Source organism: Azospirillum himalayense (assembly GCF_042657465.1).
Classification (GTDB): Bacteria; Pseudomonadota; Alphaproteobacteria; order Azospirillales; family Azospirillaceae; genus Azospirillum; species Azospirillum himalayense.
Map to the genome: position 1 here is coordinate 251,619 of NZ_JBHSLC010000021.1, position 19,655 is coordinate 271,273.

A 19,655-nucleotide genomic window follows, 5' to 3' on the forward strand; every position below is an offset into this window, starting at 1 on the left:
CTCCGCTTGGCCTCGTGAACGCGTGGCACCGCCGGCCACGGCCCGTGGTGACGGCCGGTGGGGCGGTGTCGTCGTGCCGGCCCCCAAGGGCGAGGGCGGCGCATCCGGAAGCAACGCTGCCGGCCCCGGTCGGGTCCCCCCGTCCGGGAGCGCAGACGGTGAGGGCCTCCCGGTCAGGGCTATCCGCGCCGCGCCTTCGAGGCACCCCGTCCGCGCTTTTGCTTCATCCGCCCCCCGCCGCCAGTTTCGCTGGGTTGCGGAACGGAGGTGATATGACGCGCCGGATTCCTGGACTCTTCGCGGGCGGGCTGTTGTGGCTGGTCCTGCTGCTGGCTGCTCCCACCCCGTCCTTCGCGGCGGAGCCGGCGATCCACGTCTCCCCCCAGGGCGACGACCGCTGGTCCGGGCGGGTCGCCGCCTCCACCCCGGACGGGCGGGACGGCCCGGTTGCCACGCTGGCCCGCGCGGTGGAGGAGGCGCGCAAGCGCGGCCTGCACCTGATCCTGCTGCGTGGCGGTACCCACCGGCTGACCGACACGGTGACGCTGGGTCCGGAGGATTCCGGACTGCGCATCGCCGCCTTTCCCGGCGAGACCCCGGTCCTGTCGGGCGGCGAGGTGGTGACGGGCTTCAAGGCGGAGCGGGACGGCGTCGTCTCCGCCCCGCTGGCGCGGGAGCCGGGGCTGGACGTGACCGCCGCCGGCGTGCGGCTGCGCGCGGCGCAGAGCGGCGCCTTCGATCCGCAGGACCCGATCCGCAGCGGCTGGTTCGTCGCCCAGCAGACCAAGGGCGGCGGCGACAAGCGGCAGTTCCGCTTTCCGCCCGCCACCGTCCAGGCGGCCTGGGCGGTGCCGGGCGTCCGTGTCCAGGCGCTCGACCGCGAGCGGCAGGCCGACGACATCCGCGGCATCGAGCGCATTGACCGCAACGGCACGCTGGTGCTCGACCGCGACGGCTGGTACCCGTTCCGCGACGGCAGCACCTTCCGCCTGCTCGGCCATCCCGATTTCCTGAAGTTCCCCGGCCAGTTCGCCTGGAGCGCCAAGGACCGGCGCCTGCTGCTGCGTCCCCACGACCCGGCGGCCTTCGCCCGCGACGGCGAGGCGGTGGTCGCCCGCACCGCCCCGCTGATCCAGGCGGAGAAGGCGGACTCGATCACCCTCGACGGGCTGTCCTTCGCCGACGTGCCCTACAACGGGGCGGCGGTGCGGCTGGCCGGCGGCTCGGGGCACCGCGTCCTCGACAACCGCTTCTCCGCCGTCGGAACCGGCGTGCTGCTGGTCGGCGTCGCGGACAGCGACGTGCGCGGCAACCGGCTGGAGCATCTGGGGCGCAGCGGGATCGAACTCACCCCCGGCAGCGCCGGCAACCGGATCGTCGCCAACACCATCCGCCATGTCGGCGAGGTGAACTTCTACGGCGGCGGCATCATGAGCGCCGGGGTGACCCGCACGCGGATCGCCCACAACGACATCCGGCACGCCGCGCGCTACGGCATCTCCATGAAGAACTGGAACCCGGAGACGAAGAACACCGACAACGTGATCGAATACAACCGCATCCGCGACGTCGGGCGGGAGACCGCCGACCTCGGCGCCATCGAGACGCTGGGGCGCAGCGACGTCGACACCAAGCTGGTCATCCGCTTCAACGACATCCGGGGGACCGGCGGGATCGCCACCGACGCCGCGGGGCGCTGGATGACCCGCTACAAGGGCTTCGGCGTCTATCTGGACGACCTGACCAACGGCGTGCGGGTGGAGGGCAACTTCCTGGAGGACACCGGCTGGGCGTCGGTCTTCATCCATGGCGGCGACGGCAACCGGGTGGAGAACAACATCGCCGTGCTGACCGACGAGCGCGACCGCTTCCTGCGCTTCGAATGGGTGCCGAAGGCGGGGACGGCGGGATTCCTGCGCGACAACGAGGCCAGCCGCAACCTGATCCACGCCCGCGTCCCGGTGGAGCAGCTGGTGACCGCGCTGACCGGCGGCGAGTACCGGCTGGAGAACAACATCTTCGACCGTCCGGGCCGCGGGCTGCGCGCGCCGGGGGCGGCCATGGAACGCACGCAGGCGCGCTCCGTCCAGGGCGGCAACCTGCCGGACCCGTATTTCATGAACCCGGCGAAGGACGACTACCGCCTGCGCCCGAACTCCCCCGCCCTGAAGATCGGCTTCCAGGAGCTTCCCTGGTCGCGCATCGGCCCGGAAGGGGCGCGCTGAACCCGTGGACACGCATAGTCCCTCGCCAGAGGCTCCGCCGTCCGCCACCATCGGTCTGGCGCCGCCCCGCCTCGACCTGTCCGCCCTGCCGCCGCGCATGCAGCGCGAGCTGCGCGCCAGCCATGTCGGCGAGACCGTGGCGGTCGCCCTTTACGACGGCGTCGCCGGCGCCACGACCGACCCCGAGGTCCTGCGCTTCGCCGCCTCCCACCGGCGGGTTGAGAAGCGTCACCTGCGGCTGTTCGAGGCGGTCCTGCCACCGGACAAGCGCAGCGCGCCGATGGCCTTCTGGCGCTGGTCGGGCCGGATGATGGGCGGGTTGCCAGCCTGGCTCGGCCCGTCCTATTTCTACGCGGTGGTCGCCGGGGTGGAGGCGTGGGTGGACGGGCATTACGCCCGGCAGATCGCCCTGGCGCGGAAACTCGCCCCCGATCCGGCCCTGTTGAATTTGCTGGAGGCCTGCCGCCTCGACGAGCGCCTCCACGCCCGCGACGCCGCCCGGCTGGACCCGGCGCCGCTCTGGGCTGCCCGTGCGCTGGCCGGGCTGGCGGTGTTCCTGTCCCGCGTGGGGGTGAGGGCGGCGCGCTGGGTGTGATGGTTATTTGCTGCGGATTTCCTGGAGCAGGACGCCGAGCATCTGCTTCAGTTCCAGGTGATTGTCGTTGTGGACCTTGTTCGACACGGCCAGCGACCCTTCGAGATTTTCGAAACGCTGGTCAATCGCCTCGAATCTCTGATCCATGGCGTCGAAGCGTTGGTCGATCGCCTCAAACCGCTGGTCAATCGCCTCAAACCGCTGGTCGATGGCCTCGAAACGCTGATCGACCTTTTCGAAGCCCTGCACCATGTCGGTGCGCAGAGACTTCACCTCGGTTTCGAGCGCGGTGAGCCGGCGGTCGATGTGGTGACCGAGATGGTCGATGGCTTCGTTGAACTTGTCCTGGGTCACGTAAGCCATGCGTGCCGTCCGTTCCTGCGCGGAAGCCGGCGTGGTGGAGCGTCCGGCTGTCTCAAGGTGAACCGCTTTCGTGTCCCTGTCGATGGATTCTTCCGGCTGGACGGCCCTGGCTTGGGGCAAGCGGATGGGTGGGGCTTTGCCGGCGGGAGTCATCGAGTCGGTCGGATTGCGGATGTATGCACCGATGATGGCGCATTCCGGCCCGCGGGTCCAGCCGCCTCATCCGAAAACGCGATCGAAACTGGGGAAATTCGACCGATAATAGGTCAGCCCATGGCGCGCTTCGGCCGGACGGCCGGCCCGGCGGCTTCGGACAGCGGACCGGCGATGCGGTCGAGCAGGGCGTCGAGACCGCTGTGCCCGGCCTCGTGGGCGGCGCGGGCGCGGGCGTGGGCCTGCTCGGAAGCGAGCGCCAGAGCGTCGCGGTCCTTGGCCCACAGGCGCAGCGCCGGCAGCACCGCCTGGATGAAATCCCGGTCCTGCGGGACGAGGCCGGGGCGGGGGATGTCGCTGCCGATGCAGCCGCGGTCGTAAGCCAGCACCGGCACGCCCGCCGCCATCGCCTCGAACAGGACCAGCGGCTGGGCCTCGTTGCGGTAGCGGGTCGGGAAGACGAAGACGTCGATGTCGCGGTAGAAGGCCGCCTTGGCGTCGTCGTCCACCGGCCCGCGATACTCCACGTCGCCGTCGAAGGCCGCCACACCCGCCGCGACCAGCGCGTTGTCCATGCGCCCCAGGCCCGGCCCGGCCAGCACCAGCTTGACGTCCACCCCCTCCGACCGCAGGGCGCGCAGCAGGGAGAACAGCGTGTCCAGCCCCTTGTCGGCGCACAGGTTGGACAGGTGGCCGATGCGCAACGGGCCGGTCTTCCCATGACGCGGGCGCGGCACCGGCGGGGAGAAGATGGCGTTGGAGACGCTCATCGCCGTGCGCGCCGCCGGGTAGAGCGCCTGGAAGCGCATTTGCATGGCGGGGCAGAGCAGCACATGCATGCAGTCCGCCCCGGCCACGCGGGTCAGCAGGCTCATCCGCCAGGTCGGCTTGGAGATGGTGGCGAAGGAATGGTGGTGCAGCGTGCGCTCATAGCCGAACAGCCGCGCCGTTCCGGCCAGCGCTGCCGTGTAGAAGATCCCCAGTCCCGAATCGACGGGCATGTAGAAACGCCGGCCGGGGATCGTCGCCCCGGCCGCCAGCCGCAAGCCCGCCAGCAGGACGCGCATGGCCTTGGCCGCGTGGTAGCGCAGGCCGCCGCCGTTCCAGCCCGGCGACAGGTCCGCGACCTCCACCGTGGCCTCCACCGGACCGCGGTTGCGCAGGCGGTCCAGCACCAGGGCGGTGACCCGGCTCATCCCGTCCATGGGCGGGGGAAGGCGGCCCGAGACGACGATGTGAGGGGTGTTGCGGCGGTCGGTCATCAGGCTTCGCTTTCACGGGTGCCCTTGCGGGCGCTTTCGTTGGCGGTTTGCAGGGCGGCGGTTTGCAGGGCGGCGGTTTCCGGTACGGACGGCGCCGGGCGGACGCCCAGGCTGTGCAGGGCCTTCTCCACGGCCTCCGCGAAATAGCCGGCGTCGGCCAGCGCCTGGAAGGGGCGTCCGTTGAGGCTGAGGCGGCGCCATTCCGCCTCGTCCGACGCGACGGACAGCATGTGGCGGGCCAAGCCCTCCGGGTTGTCGGGCTCGACGATGTGGCCGTTGAGCCCGCTGCGGATCAGCACGTCGCGGGCGCCGCACTGGTCGGACAGGATCGTCGGCACGCCCATGGCCAGCGCCTCGTTCACCACCAGCCCGAACTGCTCCTCCAGCGAGGGCAGCAGCAGGCACAGGGTGGAGCCCAGCGTCTCCGCGATCCCCTTCTCCTGAAGGAAGCCGCGGAAAAGGATGTGCCCCTCCAGCCCGCGCCGGGCGACCTCCGCCCGCAGGTCGGCCTCCAGCGGGCCGGAGCCGCAGAGGTGCAGGGGCCGCGCCGCGTTTCCGGCCAGCCGGCGGTAGAGGTCGTAGGCCTCGACCGCGCGGAACAGGTTCTTCTTCGGCACGAAGCGGGCAATGATCGTGAAGTGCCGCTCGGCGAAGGGCACGCCGTCCGGGGCCGGGGTCATGCCGGACAGCCGGCGCACCCGCTCCAGCGACAGGGTGTCGTAGCCGATGAACAGCCGGTCCTTGGGCAGGCCGAGGAAACGGTAGTAGTCGACGGTGCGGTGGCTGCCCCCGATCGCCGCCTGATAGGGCTTGTAGAGCAGGGACTTCAGCGCCTCGCGCCAGAGGACGCGCGGCTTGTCGTCGAATTTGGAGGCGTTCATGTTGACGACGCGCCGGCCCATCAGCCGCATCGTCACCGCCAGGGCGAAGACGTCCGGCTCCTCGTAATGGCACAGGAAGACGTGGCTGGCCCCCGCCTTGCGGCATTCGCGCAGCAGGGCGCGGTAGACCTGGAAGGACGGGATGTCGGCCTTGGAACGCCCGGGGAACAGCGTGACCTTGCGGAAATGCTGCCCCTCCCCGGTGGAGTCCCAGGCGTAGGTGTGGGACTTCGACCCGACCTCCAGGCCGACCACGTCGTAGAGATGGCCGAGCCGCCGCCCGACCGCCTCCAGCCGGTCCATGTGGTAGGGGCCGAACATCTCCCAGGAAAAGACCAGGGCGGGCTTCGTCATGCGGCGTCGTCTCCCAGCAGCAGCGCGGCGTAGCGCGCCAGGACGGCGCTGCGGCTGGCGTTGCCCTCCACCCAGGCGCGGCCCCGGCGGCCCATGGCGGCGCTCCGGGCCGGATCGTTCAGAAGTTCGGCCACGGCCTGCGCCATGGCTTCCGGCGCGTCGGGCGGGGCGCGCCGGAAGGCGTCGATCTCCGTCCCCAGCCGGTCGAGCGCCGAGCCCGGCAGGCAGGTGCAGACGAAGGGCCGCCCGGCGGCCAGGATGGTCACCGCCTTGCCCGGCATGGCGAAGGCCGCCCCCTCCGGTCGCTGCGGCACCAGATGCACGTCGCCCTCCGCCAGCCCCTCGGCGAGCCGGTCGGAGGCGATCAGCGGCGCGAATTCCACGTTGGGCAGCGCCATCGCCTTGGCCTGGGCCTTCAGCTCCTCCTCCAGCCCGCCCTGGCCGCGCAGCAGCACGCGGGCGTCGGGGCGCAGCGCGTGGAGGTGGCGGGCCATCTCCAACACCTGGTCCAGCCCCTGCTTGCGGGCGAAGGCGCCGCTGTAGAGGACGGTCGGCGGCTGGCCCTCGGGCCGGGGCAGGGGGCGGACGGCGTCGGCGTCGACATGGGGCGGGATCACGGTGATCGGCCGCCGCACGCCGAGGTCGCGCAGCACGTCGGCCATCGCCTCCGACAGCACGACGATGCCGTCCGCGCGGTTCAGCGCGGTGCGCTCCACCGCCTGGATGGCCTTCAGCGCGGCCCCGCCGCCCATGCCCAGCGCACCGGCGAGGCCCGACTGGATGTCGTGGACGATGGCGATGTGCCGCCCGCCCGGCGCGCGGAAGCGGTCGGCGACGGCGACGCTGAAGATGGAGGGGCAGAGCGACAGCACCGCCTTGTGCCGCGCGACGCGCCCGCGGGCGCGCGCCGCCAGGAAGCCGGCGTGCAGCACCCCTTCATGGATCAGCCGAGCCTTCATGCCGCCGCCCTTGGGCGGGATGGTGAGCAGCCGCTCGATGCGGACGCCGTTCACGGTGCGGCGGTCCTCGGCCCCGTCGGCGTAGCCGTCGTAGATGGCCTGGCCCGGATAGTTGGGACGCGCGGTCAGCACGGTCATGTCCGTCCCCGCCGCGGCGAAGGCGGTGGCGAGGTCGGTCATCATCGGCGCGCTGCCGGCGGGCTCCGGCCAGTAGCTCATCGCCACCAGCAGGACCGACGGCGGGAGGGTGGCCGGATCCACGGTCCGGGCGCGCAGGGGTGTGGAGTCATCGGGCATGGGCGGTCACTCCGCGGCTTCGCCGGTCGTGGTGGCGGCGGGCCGGGGAGCCGGCGGGGCGGCGTTCTCCAGGAACCAGCCGTAGGTGCGGCTCAAGCCCTCCTCCAGTCCGACCTTGGGCCGCCAGCCGGTGGCGAACAGGCGCGAGACGTCCATCAGCTTGCGCGGGTGGCCGTCCGGCTTGCTCAGATCCTGGGTCAGCGTTCCCTCGTAGCCCACCACCCCGCGGATCAGCCGGGCCAGATCGCCGATGGCGATGTCCTCGCCGGGGCCGACGTTGATGATGTCCTCGCCGTCGTAGCGCTCCATCAGGTGCAGGCAGGCGTCGGCCATGTCGTCCACATAAAGGAACTCGCGCCGCGGCGTGCCGGTGCCCCACAGGGTGACGCTGGGCGCCCGCTCCGTCTTCGCGTCGTGGAAGCGCCGGATCATCCCGGGGATGGCGTGGGAGCCCTCCGGGTCGAAATGGTCGCCGGGGCCGTAGAGGTTCGACGGCATGGCGCAGATGGCGTTGAAGCCGTACTGCTTGCGGTAGGCCTGGCACTGGGTGATGCCGGCGATCTTGGCGATGGCGTAGGGCTTGTTGGTCGGCTCCGGCGGGCCGGTCAGCAGAGCCTCCTCCTTCAGCGGCTGCTCCGCGAATTTCGGGTAGAGGCAGGAGGAGCCGAGGAACAGCAGCTTCCTCACCCCCGCCCGCCACGCCGCGTCGATGACGTTGGTCTGGATCAGCAGGTTGTCGCGGATGAAGTCGCCGCCGAAGCGCTCGTTCGCCAGGATGCCGCCGACTTTGGCCGCGGCCAGGATCACGTAGTCAATCTTCTCCCGGTCGAAGAAGGCGCGCACCGCGGCCTGGTCGGTCAGGTCCAGCTCGTCGCGGCCACGCAGCACGAGATCGTCGTAGCCGTCCTCCACCAGACGGCGGACGATGGCCGAGCCGACGAGGCCGCGGTGGCCCGCGACGAAGATGCGGCTGTTTCGCTCCATGGGTCTCGGTTCCCTTATTCGGCGGCGCTGGCGATCGGGGCGTCGCCGTCGCGGCTGCGGGCGGCGTACCAGTCCACCACGCCGGGCAGACCGTCCTTCAGCGGGATGCGCGGCGTGTAGCCGAGCGCGGACAGGCGGGCGATGTCGGGGCTGCGCCGTTGGGTGCCGCCGGGGGCGGGCGGTCCGATCCGGATGTCCGCCACCCGCCCCAGCGCGGCGACGATCTGCCGGGCGAGTTCGGCGATGGAGATCTCCTCCGGGTTGCCGACATGGTAGATCCCGAGATGCTCGCCGCGCTCGATCACCGTCATGATGCCGTCCACCGCGTCGTCGATGTGGACGAAGGCGCGGGTCTGGGTCCCGTCGCCCTGGATGGGGAAGGGCACGAGCACCTCCGGGCTGCGGTCGATGGCGGCCACGGCGCGGCGCACGAACTCCGGCACCACATGCTCCCACCCCATGTCGGGGCCGTAGACATTGTGCGGGCGGAAGATGGCGACGCGGTCGAAGCCGCTGCGGCCCCAGTTGACCGCCAGCAGCTCCGAAATCAGCTTGGACCCGCCGTAGCTGTAGCGCGGGTTCAGCACGTCCGGGACGACCAGCGGGATGTCCTCCGGGGTCGGCACCATCGGCGGGGTCTGGTAGGCCTCGGAGGAGGAGGCGACCACCAGATCGCCCACCCCGTTCGACCGGCAGGCGTCCAGCACGTTCAGCATGCCGCGCACGCCGACGTCCAGCACCACCTCCGGCTTCTCGTAGAAGTGCTTGGTGCCGTTGACGGCGGCCAGATGCAGCACGCCGTCGACGCCGCGCACCGCCTTGCCCACCGCCGCGGGGTCACGGATGTCGCCGGACACGAATTCGACCGCCTCGGCGGCATCGCCCAGCCGGCGCGGGTGGCCGCGTGAGTTGTCGTCGAGCACGCGGACACGGTGCCCGTCGCGCACCAGCCGGCGGACCAGGGCGGCGCCGATGAAGCCGCTGCCCCCGGTCACCAGATAATGTTTCGGCATTGGATTTTCCTCAGGCAACAGCGTCTCGCGACGCTTTCTCAAGCGAGGCTTCTTCAAGCGACATGGGCGAAGCGGGCGGCGCCGTGGCTGCCCAGCGCCACGTAGGCCGTGCCCTCGGGCAGGTCCACCTCGCGGCTGTTGAAGTTGTTCCAGAAGTCGTAGATGACCCCCGGCCGGTCCATGCGGCGCGCCAGATCCGGCAGCGGCATGGAGGTGAAGACCGGGTGGTTGTTCAGGATCACGGCGAGGTTGGCGCCATTCACCGCCTCGGCCATGCTGTTGGCCGGTTCGAGCCCGAAGCTGCGGATGTCGTCCGCCGCCACCACCGCGTCGAAGCCGCGCCAGCGCGCCTTGGGGAAGCGGGTGCGCAGCTCCTCGAACAACGGCTTGGCCATGGTGCCGCGCAGGTCGTCGGTTGCCGGCCGGCCCTTGAAGGCGAGGCCCATCAGGCTGATGGTCGGTTCCTGCGGGAAGCCCTGCATCGAGCCGGTCAGCCGCTCCAGGAACTGCGACACCTCGTGGGGCTGGCTTTCGTTGATGCGCCGCCCGGCGGCGGTGATGTCCATCTCCACCCCGAACCCACGGGCGGATTCGATCAGGATGTGCGGGTCCTTCTCCAGGCAGGGGCCGCCGACCGGGCCGGGTAGCGGCAGCTGCGTGCGCGGGTAGCCCAGCTTGCCCGCCCGCGACACCTCCAGCGCCGACACCTCCATGGCGTTGCACAGCCGGGCGATCTCGTTGGCGAAGGCGAAGGTGACGTCGCGGTAGGTGTTGTCCACCAGCTTGATCATCTCCGCCGTTTCCAGCGTCGAGACCTTGACCGTCGTCGGCGTCAGCATGCCGAAGATCTGCGAGGCGCGGGCCGCCACCTCGACGCTTTCCGCACCGATGATCTGGGGAAGCTGCTTCAGCTCGATCAGCGCCTGCCCCTCCAGCGTGCGTTCCGGGCAGAAGGCGATGTCGAAGCGCTTGCCGGTGCGGCGCAGGATCGGCGCCACCACCTCGCGCGTGGTTCCCAGCTTCACGGTGGAGCGCAGGATCACGAGATCGCCGTCGTGGATGCGGTCGGCCACCTGACGGGTCGCCGCCTCGATCATGTCGGTGCGCACGCGGCCGTCGCGGTCCAGCGGGGTGCCGACGGTGATGATGAAGACGGTGCAGTCCCGGCACCCGTCCGTCGTGTGGCCGAAGGTGAAGCGCCCGCGCTCCATCACGTGCCGAAGCTTCTCGGCGAGGCCCGGCTCATGGAAATGGGGGATGCCGTGGGCCAGCTTGTCCAGCACCTCGTCCCGGACCTCCACGCCGTGCACCTGGAATCCCGCGTCCGCCATGGCGACGGCCAGCGTCAGCCCGACATAGCCGAGACCGAGCACGCAGACGTTCCGGTCGGGAAAGGACTTTGGGAGCATAGTCTTTCGATCCTGCTAGTGATTGGAGCATGCATCCAAAGGCGCCGCCGCCATCCGCCACCTGCGCCATGCGCAATCCGAACGTCTTGCAACGCGGCATTGTTCCGGCCGTTCGTGGTGGCGTGAAATGGCTATGCCGTTGATCGGACGTTGTTTTGTTCGTGGTACCTCGGACCGGCGGCAAGGGCGCGTCCGGTCGGCGTCCTTCAGGATGGCGGGCAGGATTCGGATGAGGCGGGCGAATCATGCCGCCGCCACGATCAGCCGGCGCAGCCGCGAGGGACGCACGAGCCCGGTCAACAGCGCCGCCAGCGCGTAGACCGCGACCAGCACGCTGCCGCCGATCATCAGCGCGGGCAGGGGATGCACGGGGGCCATCAACTCCGGCAGCGCGTGGGTCAGTCCCATGGTCGCCCCCATGGCGAGCGCGGCGCAGAGCGCCGCCCGCGCGACGATTCCGAGGTAGAGCTGGCCGACCGCCCGCCGGTGCAGCCAGGCGAGGCCGGTCATGGCGGTCAGTTCGGCGACGATGGTGGCGGCGGCGGACCCCTCGATCCCGTAGCGCGGGATCAGGATGAGATTCAGCGCCGCGTTGGTCAGCCCGCCGATCAGGATGGCGGTCATGTAGCCGGTCTGCCGGTGCCAGACGAGCAGCGGGTTGCCCATGGTCAGGTTGATGTGGACGATGGCGACCGCGATCATCAGCAGCCGCAGCGTGTCGGCGGCCGGCGCGTAGGCCGGGCCGAAGACGGTGCCCAGGATGGCCGGCGCCAGGGTGAAGCCGCCCGCCGCGATCAGCGCGCCGATGGACAGGACGGTGGCAGCGTAGTCGCGCATCCGCGCCCGCATCGCCTCGCGGTCGCCATAGGCGGCGGCGAGCTGCGGCATGAAGGCGCTGAGGATGATGTTTCCGGCGGTCAGCGACAGCACCAGCAGCTTGGTCACCGCGGCGTACCAGCCGACCTCCGTCTGCGGCGCCATGAAGCCGAGCATCACCAGGTCGAGATGGGAGAACAGCGCCCAGGCGAAGACGCTGACCGCCATCGGGGCTGAGGCCTTCAGGATCTCCCGCCATTTGGCGAGGTCCACCCGCGGCCGCGGCATCCGGAAATCGCGGCTGAAGCGGGCCAGCATCAGGGCGGCGTTGATGACGAAGGAAACGGCGGTGATCCCGGCGGCGACGGCCAGATCGTCCGGTCCGTGCACCAGCGCCAGGACGGCGACCATGTTGCCGAGCGACGTGCCGATCTCGCGCACCGCGATGACGCTCATCCGCTCCGTCGCCTGGTAGACGAAGTCGAGCAGCAGCGCGTTGCCCAGCAACTGCACCGCCTGGACCAGCAGCACCGCCTTGACCAGAGCCGTCCTGTCGAGCTGGAGCACGAACAGGGCGTAGAGCCCGCCGACCAGCACGGCCAGCAGCATCCGCAACGTCAGCACATGGTCGGCGAGATCGGTGGCCTTCTCCCGGTCGCGGGCGATCTCGCGCACCGCGTAGGTGGACAGGCCGAGATTCACGAACAGCGCGGCATAGGCCAGCATGGAGGTGCCGAAGCCGAGCACGCCGAACCCGTCCGGTCCCAGAGCGCGCGCGGTCCAGGCCGTGGTGATCAGCCCGCTCAGCAGCGTGGCGACGCGGGCCAGCCCCAGCGCGCGGATGTTCAGGAAAATGCGTCGTCCGGCAGTCATTTGGCGGCAGTCATTTGGCGGCAGTCATCGGGTCTTTTCGGGTGTGATGGCAATTGCGGGCACTGGGCCCCCACTCAACCCTCCCCCGCTGCGCAGGGGAGGGCTTTATCTCCTCCCCCTGCGAAAGCGGGGGGAGGTCGGGAGGGGGGCCAGCGCCCGCTTCTTTCAAGCGCCGCCGTCAGTTCGCGTAGTAGCGGCGGTAGCCGTGATAGCGCCCGCTGTCCGGGAACTCGTATTGGGCGTGGCGGCGGATATCGACCTGGGAGAACAGGACGCCGACGACCTCGCCGCCCGCCTCGACGATCTCCTTCAGCCCGGCCATGGCGGTCTCCCGCTTGGTCTTGCCCCAATGCACGATGAAGACCGTCTGGTCGGCCAGCGCCGCCAGCAGCTTGCCCTCCGACACCGCCAGCACCGGCGGGCTGTCCAGGATCACCCGATCGTATTCCAGCGCCAGCCGCGAGATGAGCTGGTGCATGCGGCTGGAGCCCAGCATGTCCTGCGGCAGGGCGGAGCCGCGGCCGGACGCGATGAAGTGCAGACCGGTGCGCGGGTCGGTCTGGATCACCTCGTTCGGCGCGCATTCGCCGGACAGCACCTCGTACAGGCCGTGCCGGTTCTCCAGCCCCAGCATCGGGTGCAGCCCCTTGCGGCGCATGTCGCAGTCCAGGATGATCGTCTTCTGGCCGGCGTTGGCGCAGATGCGGGCGAAGGCCGCGGCGATCGAACTCTTGCCCTCGCCGGGGACGGAGGAGCTGAACAGGATCACCCGCTGGTGACCGTCCGGGTTGGCGAGCAGCAGCGTGGTCCGCAGGTTCTGCATCGCCTCGGCGAAGGCCGACATCGGCTTGTCGATGGCGTAGGCGGCGGGCGAGGTGCCGCGCCGCCGCCGCCCGATGGCCGGGACGATGCCCAGCGAGCGCACGCCGGTCGCCGATTCGAACTGGTGCGGGCTGCGGAAGCCGCGCTCCGACTGCTCGCGCAGCATCGCCAGCAGCACACCCAGCGTGGCCGAGGCGATCAGGGCCAGCAGAACGATCATCTTCTTGTTGGGCTGCGACGGGTTCAGGGGGATCGCCGCCTCCGACACGATGCGGGCGTCGGGCTGCTGGATCTCGGTCTGGCCGGCGATCTCCTGGAAGCGGGTCAGCATCGCCTCGTACATGGTCTGCGAGGTCTCGGCGTCGCGCTCCAGCGTGCGCAGGGTCACGTTGGATTCCTGCTGCTGGTTGCGCTGGGCCTGGAGCTGGTCGAGGTTGGTCTTCAGGGCGGCCTCGCGCCCGCGCTCCAGCTCCACCTCGTTGCTCAGGTTCTGGACGATGCGGCCCACGTCGGCCCGGATCTGGCCCTGCAGGTCGCGCAGCTCGCTCTGCAGCGCGGTCAGCGTCGGGTGGCGGGCGCCGTACTTGTTGGCGGCGTCGGCGATCTTGCGCTGAAGCTCGACCTCCTGCTGGCGCAACGCCTGGATCAGGGGGGACCCCAGCACGTCGCCGATGGCCGACACGCCGCGCGGGCTCTGCGCCAGTGTGGACACCTCGCGCAGCTTGGCCTCCGCCTCCTGCCGCTTGGTGCGGGCCAGCACGTAGCTGGTGTTCAGCTCGGCCAGCTGCTGGGCGATCAGGGTGGTTTCGCCGTTGGCGTTGGTCAGCCCGCTTTCGGCGCGGTACTTCTCCGCTGCCTCGCCGGTCGTCTTGGCCTCGCGGCGCAGCTCGGTGATGCGCTCCTCCAGCCAGGCGGTGGCGCGCTTGGCCGCCTTGAACTTTTCATCAAGCTGGTCGACGAGGTACATCTCGCCGATGGTGTTGGCGATGAGCGAGGCCTTGCGCGGGTCCTCGCTGTCGAAATCCACGGCGATGACGTAGGACCGGCCCTGCGGGCGCACCGCCAGATTCTCGATGAAGCTGTTGACGACCGAGGTCCTCTCGTTGGCCGTCTTCTCCTCCGGGCTCAGCGCGATCTCGGGGCGGTCGCCGCGGGCGCTGTTCCACCAGGAATCGGGCACCCAGTTCTTCGGGTTCAGGTAGTAGAACCAGTTGGTCTGCTCGGGCCGCAGCGCCGCGTTGAACTCCGGATCGTTCATCAGGCCGAGCTTGTCGACCACCTTTTCCGCGAAGGCGGGGGATTTCAGGATCGCCACCTCGCTCTGCAGGGCGCCCAACTCCGTCGAGAGGCCGGAGACGACCTCCTGGTAGTTCATCACCTGGTTCTTGCGGTGCTCCACCATGATCAGGGTCTGGGCGGTGTAGAGCGGCGTCATGCGCAGCGCGACGAGACCCGCGATGCCTGTCCCCAGCACGATCACCGTCCCGATCAGCAGCTTGTGGCGCAGCAGCATGCCGGTGGTGCGGCGCACCGCGCTGGCCGCCGCGGTCGACAGGTCGAACGAAACCGGTCCCGGGACCGGTGCCGACTGCCGCCGCTGGGGTTGATCCTGAATGTCCTGGGTCGCCAAAGCGGGTCCTCCTCGCATGCCGAACGGCACCCCGTTCGGGGCGTTACGGTGCCTAGAACGTCATCGACCGTCCGGCCGTTTCATGCTGCCCGCAGTGCATATGGTGGGGAAGACACGCTCATTGGGTACCCTCCCCGGAGTCGCCATTGGGTGGATGGGTCCTTTGGGTGGACCGGAGAAGCCCCTTCGCGGATAATGGTCATCGTCGATCGAGGAGGGCGGGGCATGCTGCCGCAACATGCTGAAAAGATTGACGGTGTATGGGCGGGTGCGTTTCCGGCGCTGGCTGCGCTGGAGCCCGACGCGCGGGCCCTTCTGCGCGCGCAGGGGGTGCGGATGGCGGTGCCGCGCGGCACGGTGCTGTTCCGCATCGGCAGCCTGTGCCACAATTTTCTCATGCTGCTGGACGGCACCGTGCGGGTGCAGATGACCGCCGAGACCGGGCGGGAGATCGTCCTCTACCGCGTCGGGGCGGGCGAGACCTGCATCCTGACCACCGCCTGCCTGATGACGCGCGCCGACTACAGCGCCGAAGGGGTGGCCGAAACCGACCTCGACGCCATCGCGCTCGGGGCCGGGGCCTTCCACGAGCTGCTGGCGCGGTCCGCGGTGTTCCGCGACTTCGTCTTCGCCTCCTTCGGCACGCGGCTGCTCGGCATGATGATGCTGGTGGAGGAGGTGGCCTTCGGGCGCATCGACCTGCGGCTGGCCCGTTTCCTGGTCGACCACCGCGACGCGCGCGGCGGGCTGGACACCACCCACCAGACGCTGGCCGTCGAGCTGGGCACGGCGCGCGAGGTGGTCAGCCGCCAGTTGAAGGAGTTCGAGCGCCGCGGCTTGGTGGACCTGTCGCGCGGCCGCGTCGGGGTGCGCGATCCCGATGCGCTGATGGCGCTGGAGCGCACGGACAGGGTGTGACGGAGTCACAGACCGGCGGGCGGAAAGGGGCTTGGATGGGCGCACCAACCGCCCACACCGCTCCATAAGGTGCAACCATGCCCGTCAACGTCGGCACCATCGACCGCGCGCTGCGCGCCATCGTCGGCCTCGTCCTGATCGCCCTCGTCTTCGTCGGCCCGCAGACTCCCTGGGGCTGGATCGGCCTCGTCCCGCTGCTGACCGCGGTGGTCGGCTTCTGCCCGGCCTACACCCTGTTCGGTTTCCGGAGCTGCTCCGTCAGAAAATGAGCCGCCGCAAAGGAAAAGGCCCCTCTCCGCAAGGACAGGGGCCTTTTCCTTTGCGGTCCTGCGCTCGGCATCACCCCCGCGGGGCGTGCTTGTTCAGGATGCGCTGCAGGGTGCGGCGGTGCATCTTCAGCCGGCGGGCGGTCTCGGAGACGTTGCGGTCGCACTGCTCGAACACGCGCTGGATGTGCTCCCACCGCACGCGGTCGGCGGACATCGGGTTCTCCGGCGGGGAGGGCAGCGGGCGGCCGTCGGCCAGCAGAGCGGATTCCACGGCGTCGGCGTCCGCCGGCTTCGGCAGATAGTCCACCGCGCCGGCCTTCACCGCGGCGACCGCCGTGGCGATGTTGCCGTAGCCGGTCAGCATGACGATGCGGGCGTCGGGGCGGGCGTCGCGCAGGGTCTTGACCACGTCCAGGCCGCTGCCGTCGGCCAGCCGCAGGTCGACCACCGCGAAGGCCGGCGCCGATTCCTGGGCGACGTCGATCCCGAGCTGCACGCTGTCCACGGCGACCACGTTGAAACCGCGCTTTTCCATGGCGCGCGCAAGGCGGGTTCGGAAAGGCGCGTCGTCGTCGACGATGAGGAGGCTGCGGGTAACGTCACCCGTGAACGTCAGCTTGGCGGTTTCGCCCGTTGGACTCTCGTCCGTGGTCATCGCGCTATCCACCACTAGTCCTCTGGTTCTAAGACACCACGGTCCCAACGTACGACAACTCGCGCGCCGCCGCTACGGTTATTGCTAAAGGCTACAAGGGCACCCGTTTTCTCTAGCAGCGTTTGTGCAATAAAGATTCCCAGCCCCATATGGCCCGACCGCTCGCTTCTTGCCGACAGGTAGGGCTCGCCGATGCGGCTCAGCAGATGGGCGGGATAGCCCGGCCCGTCGTCCATCACCACGACGGTCGCGGACTTGGCGTCCCAGGAGGCGGCGACCGTCACCCGCCCGTCGGCGAACTGGTGGGCGTTCTGGATGAAGTTGCCCAGGCCATGGATGATCTCGGGGCTGCGGCGGACGATCGGCTCCTCCCCCACGGAGCCGTCGCTGCGCTCGACCGTGAACTGGATGTGGCCCAGCCGGTGCGGCGCGCCCGCCGCCTCCACCAGCGCGGTCAGGGGCAGCCGCTCGAAGGGGTCGCCGCCGTCGGCCTCCGGCTTGCGGGCCAGCTCCGCCAGGATCTCGCGGCAGCGCATCACCTGGCTTTGCAGCAGGGAGACGTCCTCGGTGTATGGGCTGTCCGGCGGCATATCGTGCAGCAGCTCCTTCGCCACCACCGCGATGGTGCCGAGCGGCGACCCCAACTCGTGCGCGGCGGCGGCGGCCAGGGCGCCCAGCGAGGACAGCCGCTGCTCCCGCGCCAGGGCCACCTGCGAGGCCGACAGGGCGTTGGCGAAGCGCCGCGCCTCCTCGGCCACGCGGAAGACGTAGCCGCTGATGAAGCCGGCCGACACCGACAGCGACAGCCAGATGCCGAAGGCGTAGAGCGGGGCGACCGAGGGCATCGGCTCCGGCCAGGGCAACGGGAAGTGCCACATCGCCAGCACGGTCAGGCAGACGAGGTTCAGGCCGGTCAGCAGCACCACGCTGTAGCGCGACAGGATCGCCGCGGCCACGGTCATCGGGGCCAGCAGCAGGATGGCGAAGGGATTGGCGAGGCCGCCGGTCAGATAGAGCAGCAGCGTGAGCTGCAGCATGTCGTAGCCGAGATAGAGCGCCGCGTCCCGGTCGGCCAGCCGCAGCCGCCCGCCGCGCTGGGCCATCGCCACGAGGTTCAGCAGGACCGAGGCGCCGATGGCCGCCAGCACCGGCCCCAGCGGCAGCGGGAAGCCCATGACGAGCTGCACCGTCGCCACGGTGGCGAGCTGCCCGATCACGGCGATCCAGCGGATCAGGATCAGGGTGCGCAGCGTGACGCGCCCGTCCAGGTTGGTCCACTGCGCCGGACCCGGTCGGCCGGCCTGGGCCATGGCGTGGCGAAGGGATGAAGCGGCGGTGGCGGAACCGGTCACGGTCATGGGCGGGCTTTCCGGCAGGGCCGCTCTTCCCGCGGCGTCACATCGAATGGCTCGGGTGCTGTTTTGCCACTCTGGCGTTTGCGCGCCAAGCGGCCATATTCTCCGCCTATGGATCAATGCGCAAAACAGCACGCCATCCGGGCCGAGAACCTGACCAAACGCTACGGCACCGCCCGGTCCGGCGAGGTCACCGCCGTGGACGGCGTCTCCTTCACCGTCGCGGCGGGGTCGGTCACCGGGCTTCTCGGCGGCAACGGGGCCGGCAAGACGACGACCATCTCGATGCTGCTTGGGCTGCTGCTGCCGACCTCCGGCACGGTGGAGGTGCTGGGGGTGGACATGGTGCGCCACCGCCACGCGGCGCTGCCCCGCATGAACTTCTCCTCCCCCTATGTGGAGCTGCCGCACCGGCTGACCGTGCGGGAGAACCTGACCGTCTACGGCCACCTCTACGGTCTGAAGGGGGTGAAGCGGCGGGTCGAGGAGCTGGCCGAGCATCTGGAGCTGACCCGTTTCCTGGAGCGTCCCTCCGGCGGGCTGTCGGCGGGGCAGAAGACGCGGGTGGCGCTGGCCAAGGCGCTGCTCAACCGGCCGGAGCTTCTGCTGCTGGACGAGCCGACCGCCTCGCTCGACCCCGACACGGCGGACTGGATCCGCACCTATCTGGAGCGCTACCGCCTGGAGTCCGGGGCCACCATCCTGCTCGCCTCCCACAACATGCTGGAGGTGGAGCGGATGTGCGACGACGTGCTGATGATGCGCCAGGGTCGGATCGTCGACCGCGGGTCGCCGGCGGGGCTGCTGGCGCGCTATGGCCGGACCTCGCTGGAGGACGTGTTCCTCGACATCGCCCGCGACCGCGCCAACGGGGAAGACGCCAGTCGGGACGCCCGGCGGGAGGCCGCCGATGCTGCCGAGTGACGCCGCTGCGATGGTTCACGCCAACCCCGCCTTCTCGCTGCGCCGGGTCGGGGCGATGGTGCTGCGCTACTGGTATCTGCTGCGCGGCTCCTGGCCGCGCTTTCTGGAGCTGGCCTACTGGCCGACCATGCAGATGATCCTGTGGGGCTACATCAACCAGTTCATGGCCTCCTCCAGCGCCTGGGTGGCGCAGGGGGCGGGGGTGCTGGTCAGCGCGGTGCTGCTGTGGGACGTGCTGTTCCGCGGCCAGCTCGGCGTGTCGGTGTCCTTCCTGGAGGAGATGTGGTCGCGCAACCTCGGCCACCTCTTCGTCAGCCCGCTGCGCCCCGGCGAATGGGTGGCGGCGCTGTTCGGGATGAGCCTGATCCGCACGGTCATCGGCGTGGTGCCGGCGGCGCTGCTGGCGATCCCGCTGTTCGGCTATTCGCTGTTCGACCTCGGGCTGCCGCTGGCCGGCTTCTTCGCCAACCTGATCGTCTTCGGCTGGTCGCTGGGGCTGGTCATCGTGGCGCTGATCCTGCGCTACGGCATGGGGGCGGAAGGGCTGGCCTGGATCGTCGTCTTCATGCTGGCCCCGGTCAGCGCCGTCTACTACCCGGTCAGCGTCCTGCCGGGCTGGCTGCAATGGGTGGCCCTGTCGCTGCCCTCCGCCCATGTCTTCGAGGGGATGCGCGCCATCCTGTTCGACGGCACCATGCGCTGGGACCACCTGGCCTGGGCGGTGGGGCTGAACGTGCTGTTCATGGGGCTGTGCACGGCGGCATTCCTCTATTCCTTCCATCAGGCGCGGGTGCGCGGGGCGCTGCTGCAGACCGGGGAATGACAAAAAGCGCTGGCCCTCGCCAGCACCGGCCCGCCGTGCTAGCGTCCCGGCCACTTCGGACCGACAGCCAGAGCG

General features: G+C 70.2%; 17 protein-coding genes. 6 read left to right on the forward strand and 11 right to left on the reverse strand.

Annotated elements, in window-relative coordinates; translation table 11 throughout:
- The first annotated feature begins 272 nt into the window (after positions 1 to 272).
- Positions 273 to 2,225, forward strand: a complete 1,953-nt coding sequence (locus ACFPMG_RS13080; protein ID WP_376995549.1) for a right-handed parallel beta-helix repeat-containing protein — start codon at positions 273 to 275, stop codon at positions 2,223 to 2,225.
- 4 nt (positions 2,226 to 2,229) lie between these two features.
- The gene (locus ACFPMG_RS13085) at positions 2,230 to 2,820 is read left to right on the forward strand and encodes a demethoxyubiquinone hydroxylase family protein (protein ID WP_376995550.1); all 591 of its coding nucleotides are present in this window, start codon (positions 2,230 to 2,232) and stop codon (positions 2,818 to 2,820) included.
- 3 nt (positions 2,821 to 2,823) lie between these two features.
- Here ACFPMG_RS13085 and ACFPMG_RS13090 read toward each other — a convergent pair whose 3' ends face one another.
- The 9 genes from ACFPMG_RS13090 to ACFPMG_RS13130 form a co-directional block, all read right to left on the reverse strand.
- Entirely contained in the window at positions 2,824 to 3,183 is a 360-nt protein-coding gene (locus ACFPMG_RS13090; protein WP_376995551.1) for a hypothetical protein, read from the reverse strand.
- Positions 3,184 to 3,449: 266 nt separating this feature from the next.
- Positions 3,450 to 4,598, reverse strand: a complete 1,149-nt coding sequence (locus ACFPMG_RS13095) for a glycosyltransferase family 4 protein (protein ID WP_376995552.1) — start codon at positions 4,596 to 4,598, stop codon at positions 3,450 to 3,452.
- Positions 4,598 to 5,833: a glycosyltransferase gene (locus tag ACFPMG_RS13100; RefSeq protein ID WP_376995553.1), complete on the reverse strand. Its 1,236-nt coding sequence runs from the start codon at positions 5,831 to 5,833 to the stop codon at positions 4,598 to 4,600. The genes ACFPMG_RS13095 and ACFPMG_RS13100 overlap by 1 nt, the downstream gene beginning before the upstream one ends.
- Positions 5,830 to 7,089: a glycosyltransferase family 4 protein gene (locus tag ACFPMG_RS13105; protein WP_376995554.1), complete on the reverse strand. Its 1,260-nt coding sequence runs from the start codon at positions 7,087 to 7,089 to the stop codon at positions 5,830 to 5,832. The genes ACFPMG_RS13100 and ACFPMG_RS13105 overlap by 4 nt, the downstream gene beginning before the upstream one ends.
- 6 nt (positions 7,090 to 7,095) lie before the next feature.
- Positions 7,096 to 8,073: a GDP-L-fucose synthase family protein gene (locus ACFPMG_RS13110; RefSeq protein WP_376995555.1), complete on the reverse strand. Its 978-nt coding sequence runs from the start codon at positions 8,071 to 8,073 to the stop codon at positions 7,096 to 7,098.
- 14 nt (positions 8,074 to 8,087) lie between these two features.
- Positions 8,088 to 9,086, reverse strand: a complete 999-nt coding sequence (locus tag ACFPMG_RS13115; RefSeq protein WP_376995556.1) for an NAD-dependent epimerase/dehydratase family protein — start codon at positions 9,084 to 9,086, stop codon at positions 8,088 to 8,090.
- Positions 9,087 to 9,139: 53 nt separating this feature from the next.
- A complete protein-coding gene (locus ACFPMG_RS13120) occupies positions 9,140 to 10,495 on the reverse strand; it encodes a nucleotide sugar dehydrogenase (RefSeq protein WP_376995557.1) in 1,356 nt (451 codons plus the stop codon).
- 243 nt (positions 10,496 to 10,738) lie between these two features.
- Positions 10,739 to 12,184, reverse strand: coding sequence for a flippase (locus ACFPMG_RS13125; RefSeq protein WP_376995558.1), 1,446 nt, complete (start codon positions 12,182 to 12,184; stop codon positions 10,739 to 10,741).
- Positions 12,185 to 12,362: 178 nt separating this feature from the next.
- Complete coding sequence (locus tag ACFPMG_RS13130) at positions 12,363 to 14,636, reverse strand: GumC family protein (RefSeq protein ID WP_376995559.1); 2,274 nt, start codon at positions 14,634 to 14,636, stop codon at positions 12,363 to 12,365.
- 225 nt (positions 14,637 to 14,861) lie between these two features.
- Between ACFPMG_RS13130 and ACFPMG_RS13135 the strand changes: the two genes are divergently transcribed.
- The gene (locus tag ACFPMG_RS13135) at positions 14,862 to 15,554 is read left to right on the forward strand and encodes a Crp/Fnr family transcriptional regulator (RefSeq protein ID WP_376995560.1); all 693 of its coding nucleotides are present in this window, start codon (positions 14,862 to 14,864) and stop codon (positions 15,552 to 15,554) included.
- A 77-nt stretch (positions 15,555 to 15,631) separates the two neighbouring features.
- Complete coding sequence (locus tag ACFPMG_RS13140; RefSeq protein WP_376995561.1) at positions 15,632 to 15,823, forward strand: YgaP family membrane protein; 192 nt, start codon at positions 15,632 to 15,634, stop codon at positions 15,821 to 15,823.
- A gap of 70 nt (positions 15,824 to 15,893) precedes the next feature.
- Here the strand turns inward: ACFPMG_RS13140 and ACFPMG_RS13145 are convergent, their stop codons facing one another.
- On the reverse strand, positions 15,894 to 16,478 hold the full coding sequence (locus tag ACFPMG_RS13145; RefSeq protein WP_014239303.1) for an ActR/PrrA/RegA family redox response regulator transcription factor: 585 nt from the start codon (positions 16,476 to 16,478) through the stop codon (positions 15,894 to 15,896).
- 14 nt (positions 16,479 to 16,492) lie between these two features.
- Positions 16,493 to 17,836 carry an ActS/PrrB/RegB family redox-sensitive histidine kinase gene (locus tag ACFPMG_RS13150; protein ID WP_376995562.1) on the reverse strand — a complete coding sequence of 448 codons (1,344 nt, stop codon included), beginning with the start codon at positions 17,834 to 17,836 and terminating at the stop codon, positions 16,493 to 16,495.
- Positions 17,837 to 17,944: 108 nt separating this feature from the next.
- Between ACFPMG_RS13150 and ACFPMG_RS13155 the strand changes: the two genes are divergently transcribed.
- Complete coding sequence (locus ACFPMG_RS13155; RefSeq protein ID WP_376995563.1) at positions 17,945 to 18,757, forward strand: ABC transporter ATP-binding protein; 813 nt, start codon at positions 17,945 to 17,947, stop codon at positions 18,755 to 18,757.
- Complete coding sequence (locus tag ACFPMG_RS13160) at positions 18,744 to 19,580, forward strand: ABC transporter permease (RefSeq protein ID WP_376995565.1); 837 nt, start codon at positions 18,744 to 18,746, stop codon at positions 19,578 to 19,580. Before ACFPMG_RS13155 ends, ACFPMG_RS13160 begins: the two co-directional genes overlap by 14 nt.
- The last annotated feature ends 75 nt before the right edge of the window (positions 19,581 to 19,655 follow it).

Coding starts and splice junctions, on each gene's coding strand:
- ACFPMG_RS13080 (WP_376995549.1), top strand. CDS start 273: ATGACGCGCCGGATTCCTGGACTCTTCGCGGGCGGGCTGTTGTGGCTG.
- ACFPMG_RS13090 (WP_376995551.1), bottom strand. CDS start 3,183: ATGGCTTACGTGACCCAGGACAAGTTCAACGAAGCCATCGACCATCTC.
- ACFPMG_RS13095 (WP_376995552.1), bottom strand. CDS start 4,598: ATGACCGACCGCCGCAACACCCCTCACATCGTCGTCTCGGGCCGCCTT.
- ACFPMG_RS13100 (WP_376995553.1), bottom strand. CDS start 5,833: ATGACGAAGCCCGCCCTGGTCTTTTCCTGGGAGATGTTCGGCCCCTAC.
- ACFPMG_RS13105 (WP_376995554.1), bottom strand. CDS start 7,089: ATGCCCGATGACTCCACACCCCTGCGCGCCCGGACCGTGGATCCGGCC.
- ACFPMG_RS13110 (WP_376995555.1), bottom strand. CDS start 8,073: ATGGAGCGAAACAGCCGCATCTTCGTCGCGGGCCACCGCGGCCTCGTC.
- ACFPMG_RS13115 (WP_376995556.1), bottom strand. CDS start 9,086: ATGCCGAAACATTATCTGGTGACCGGGGGCAGCGGCTTCATCGGCGCC.
- ACFPMG_RS13120 (WP_376995557.1), bottom strand. CDS start 10,495: ATGCTCCCAAAGTCCTTTCCCGACCGGAACGTCTGCGTGCTCGGTCTC.
- ACFPMG_RS13125 (WP_376995558.1), bottom strand. CDS start 12,184: ATGACTGCCGGACGACGCATTTTCCTGAACATCCGCGCGCTGGGGCTG.
- ACFPMG_RS13135 (WP_376995560.1), top strand. CDS start 14,862: ATGCTGCCGCAACATGCTGAAAAGATTGACGGTGTATGGGCGGGTGCG.
- ACFPMG_RS13140 (WP_376995561.1), top strand. CDS start 15,632: ATGCCCGTCAACGTCGGCACCATCGACCGCGCGCTGCGCGCCATCGTC.
- ACFPMG_RS13145 (WP_014239303.1), bottom strand. CDS start 16,478: ATGACCACGGACGAGAGTCCAACGGGCGAAACCGCCAAGCTGACGTTC.
- ACFPMG_RS13150 (WP_376995562.1), bottom strand. CDS start 17,836: ATGACCGTGACCGGTTCCGCCACCGCCGCTTCATCCCTTCGCCACGCC.
- ACFPMG_RS13155 (WP_376995563.1), top strand. CDS start 17,945: ATGGATCAATGCGCAAAACAGCACGCCATCCGGGCCGAGAACCTGACC.
- ACFPMG_RS13160 (WP_376995565.1), top strand. CDS start 18,744: ATGCTGCCGAGTGACGCCGCTGCGATGGTTCACGCCAACCCCGCCTTC.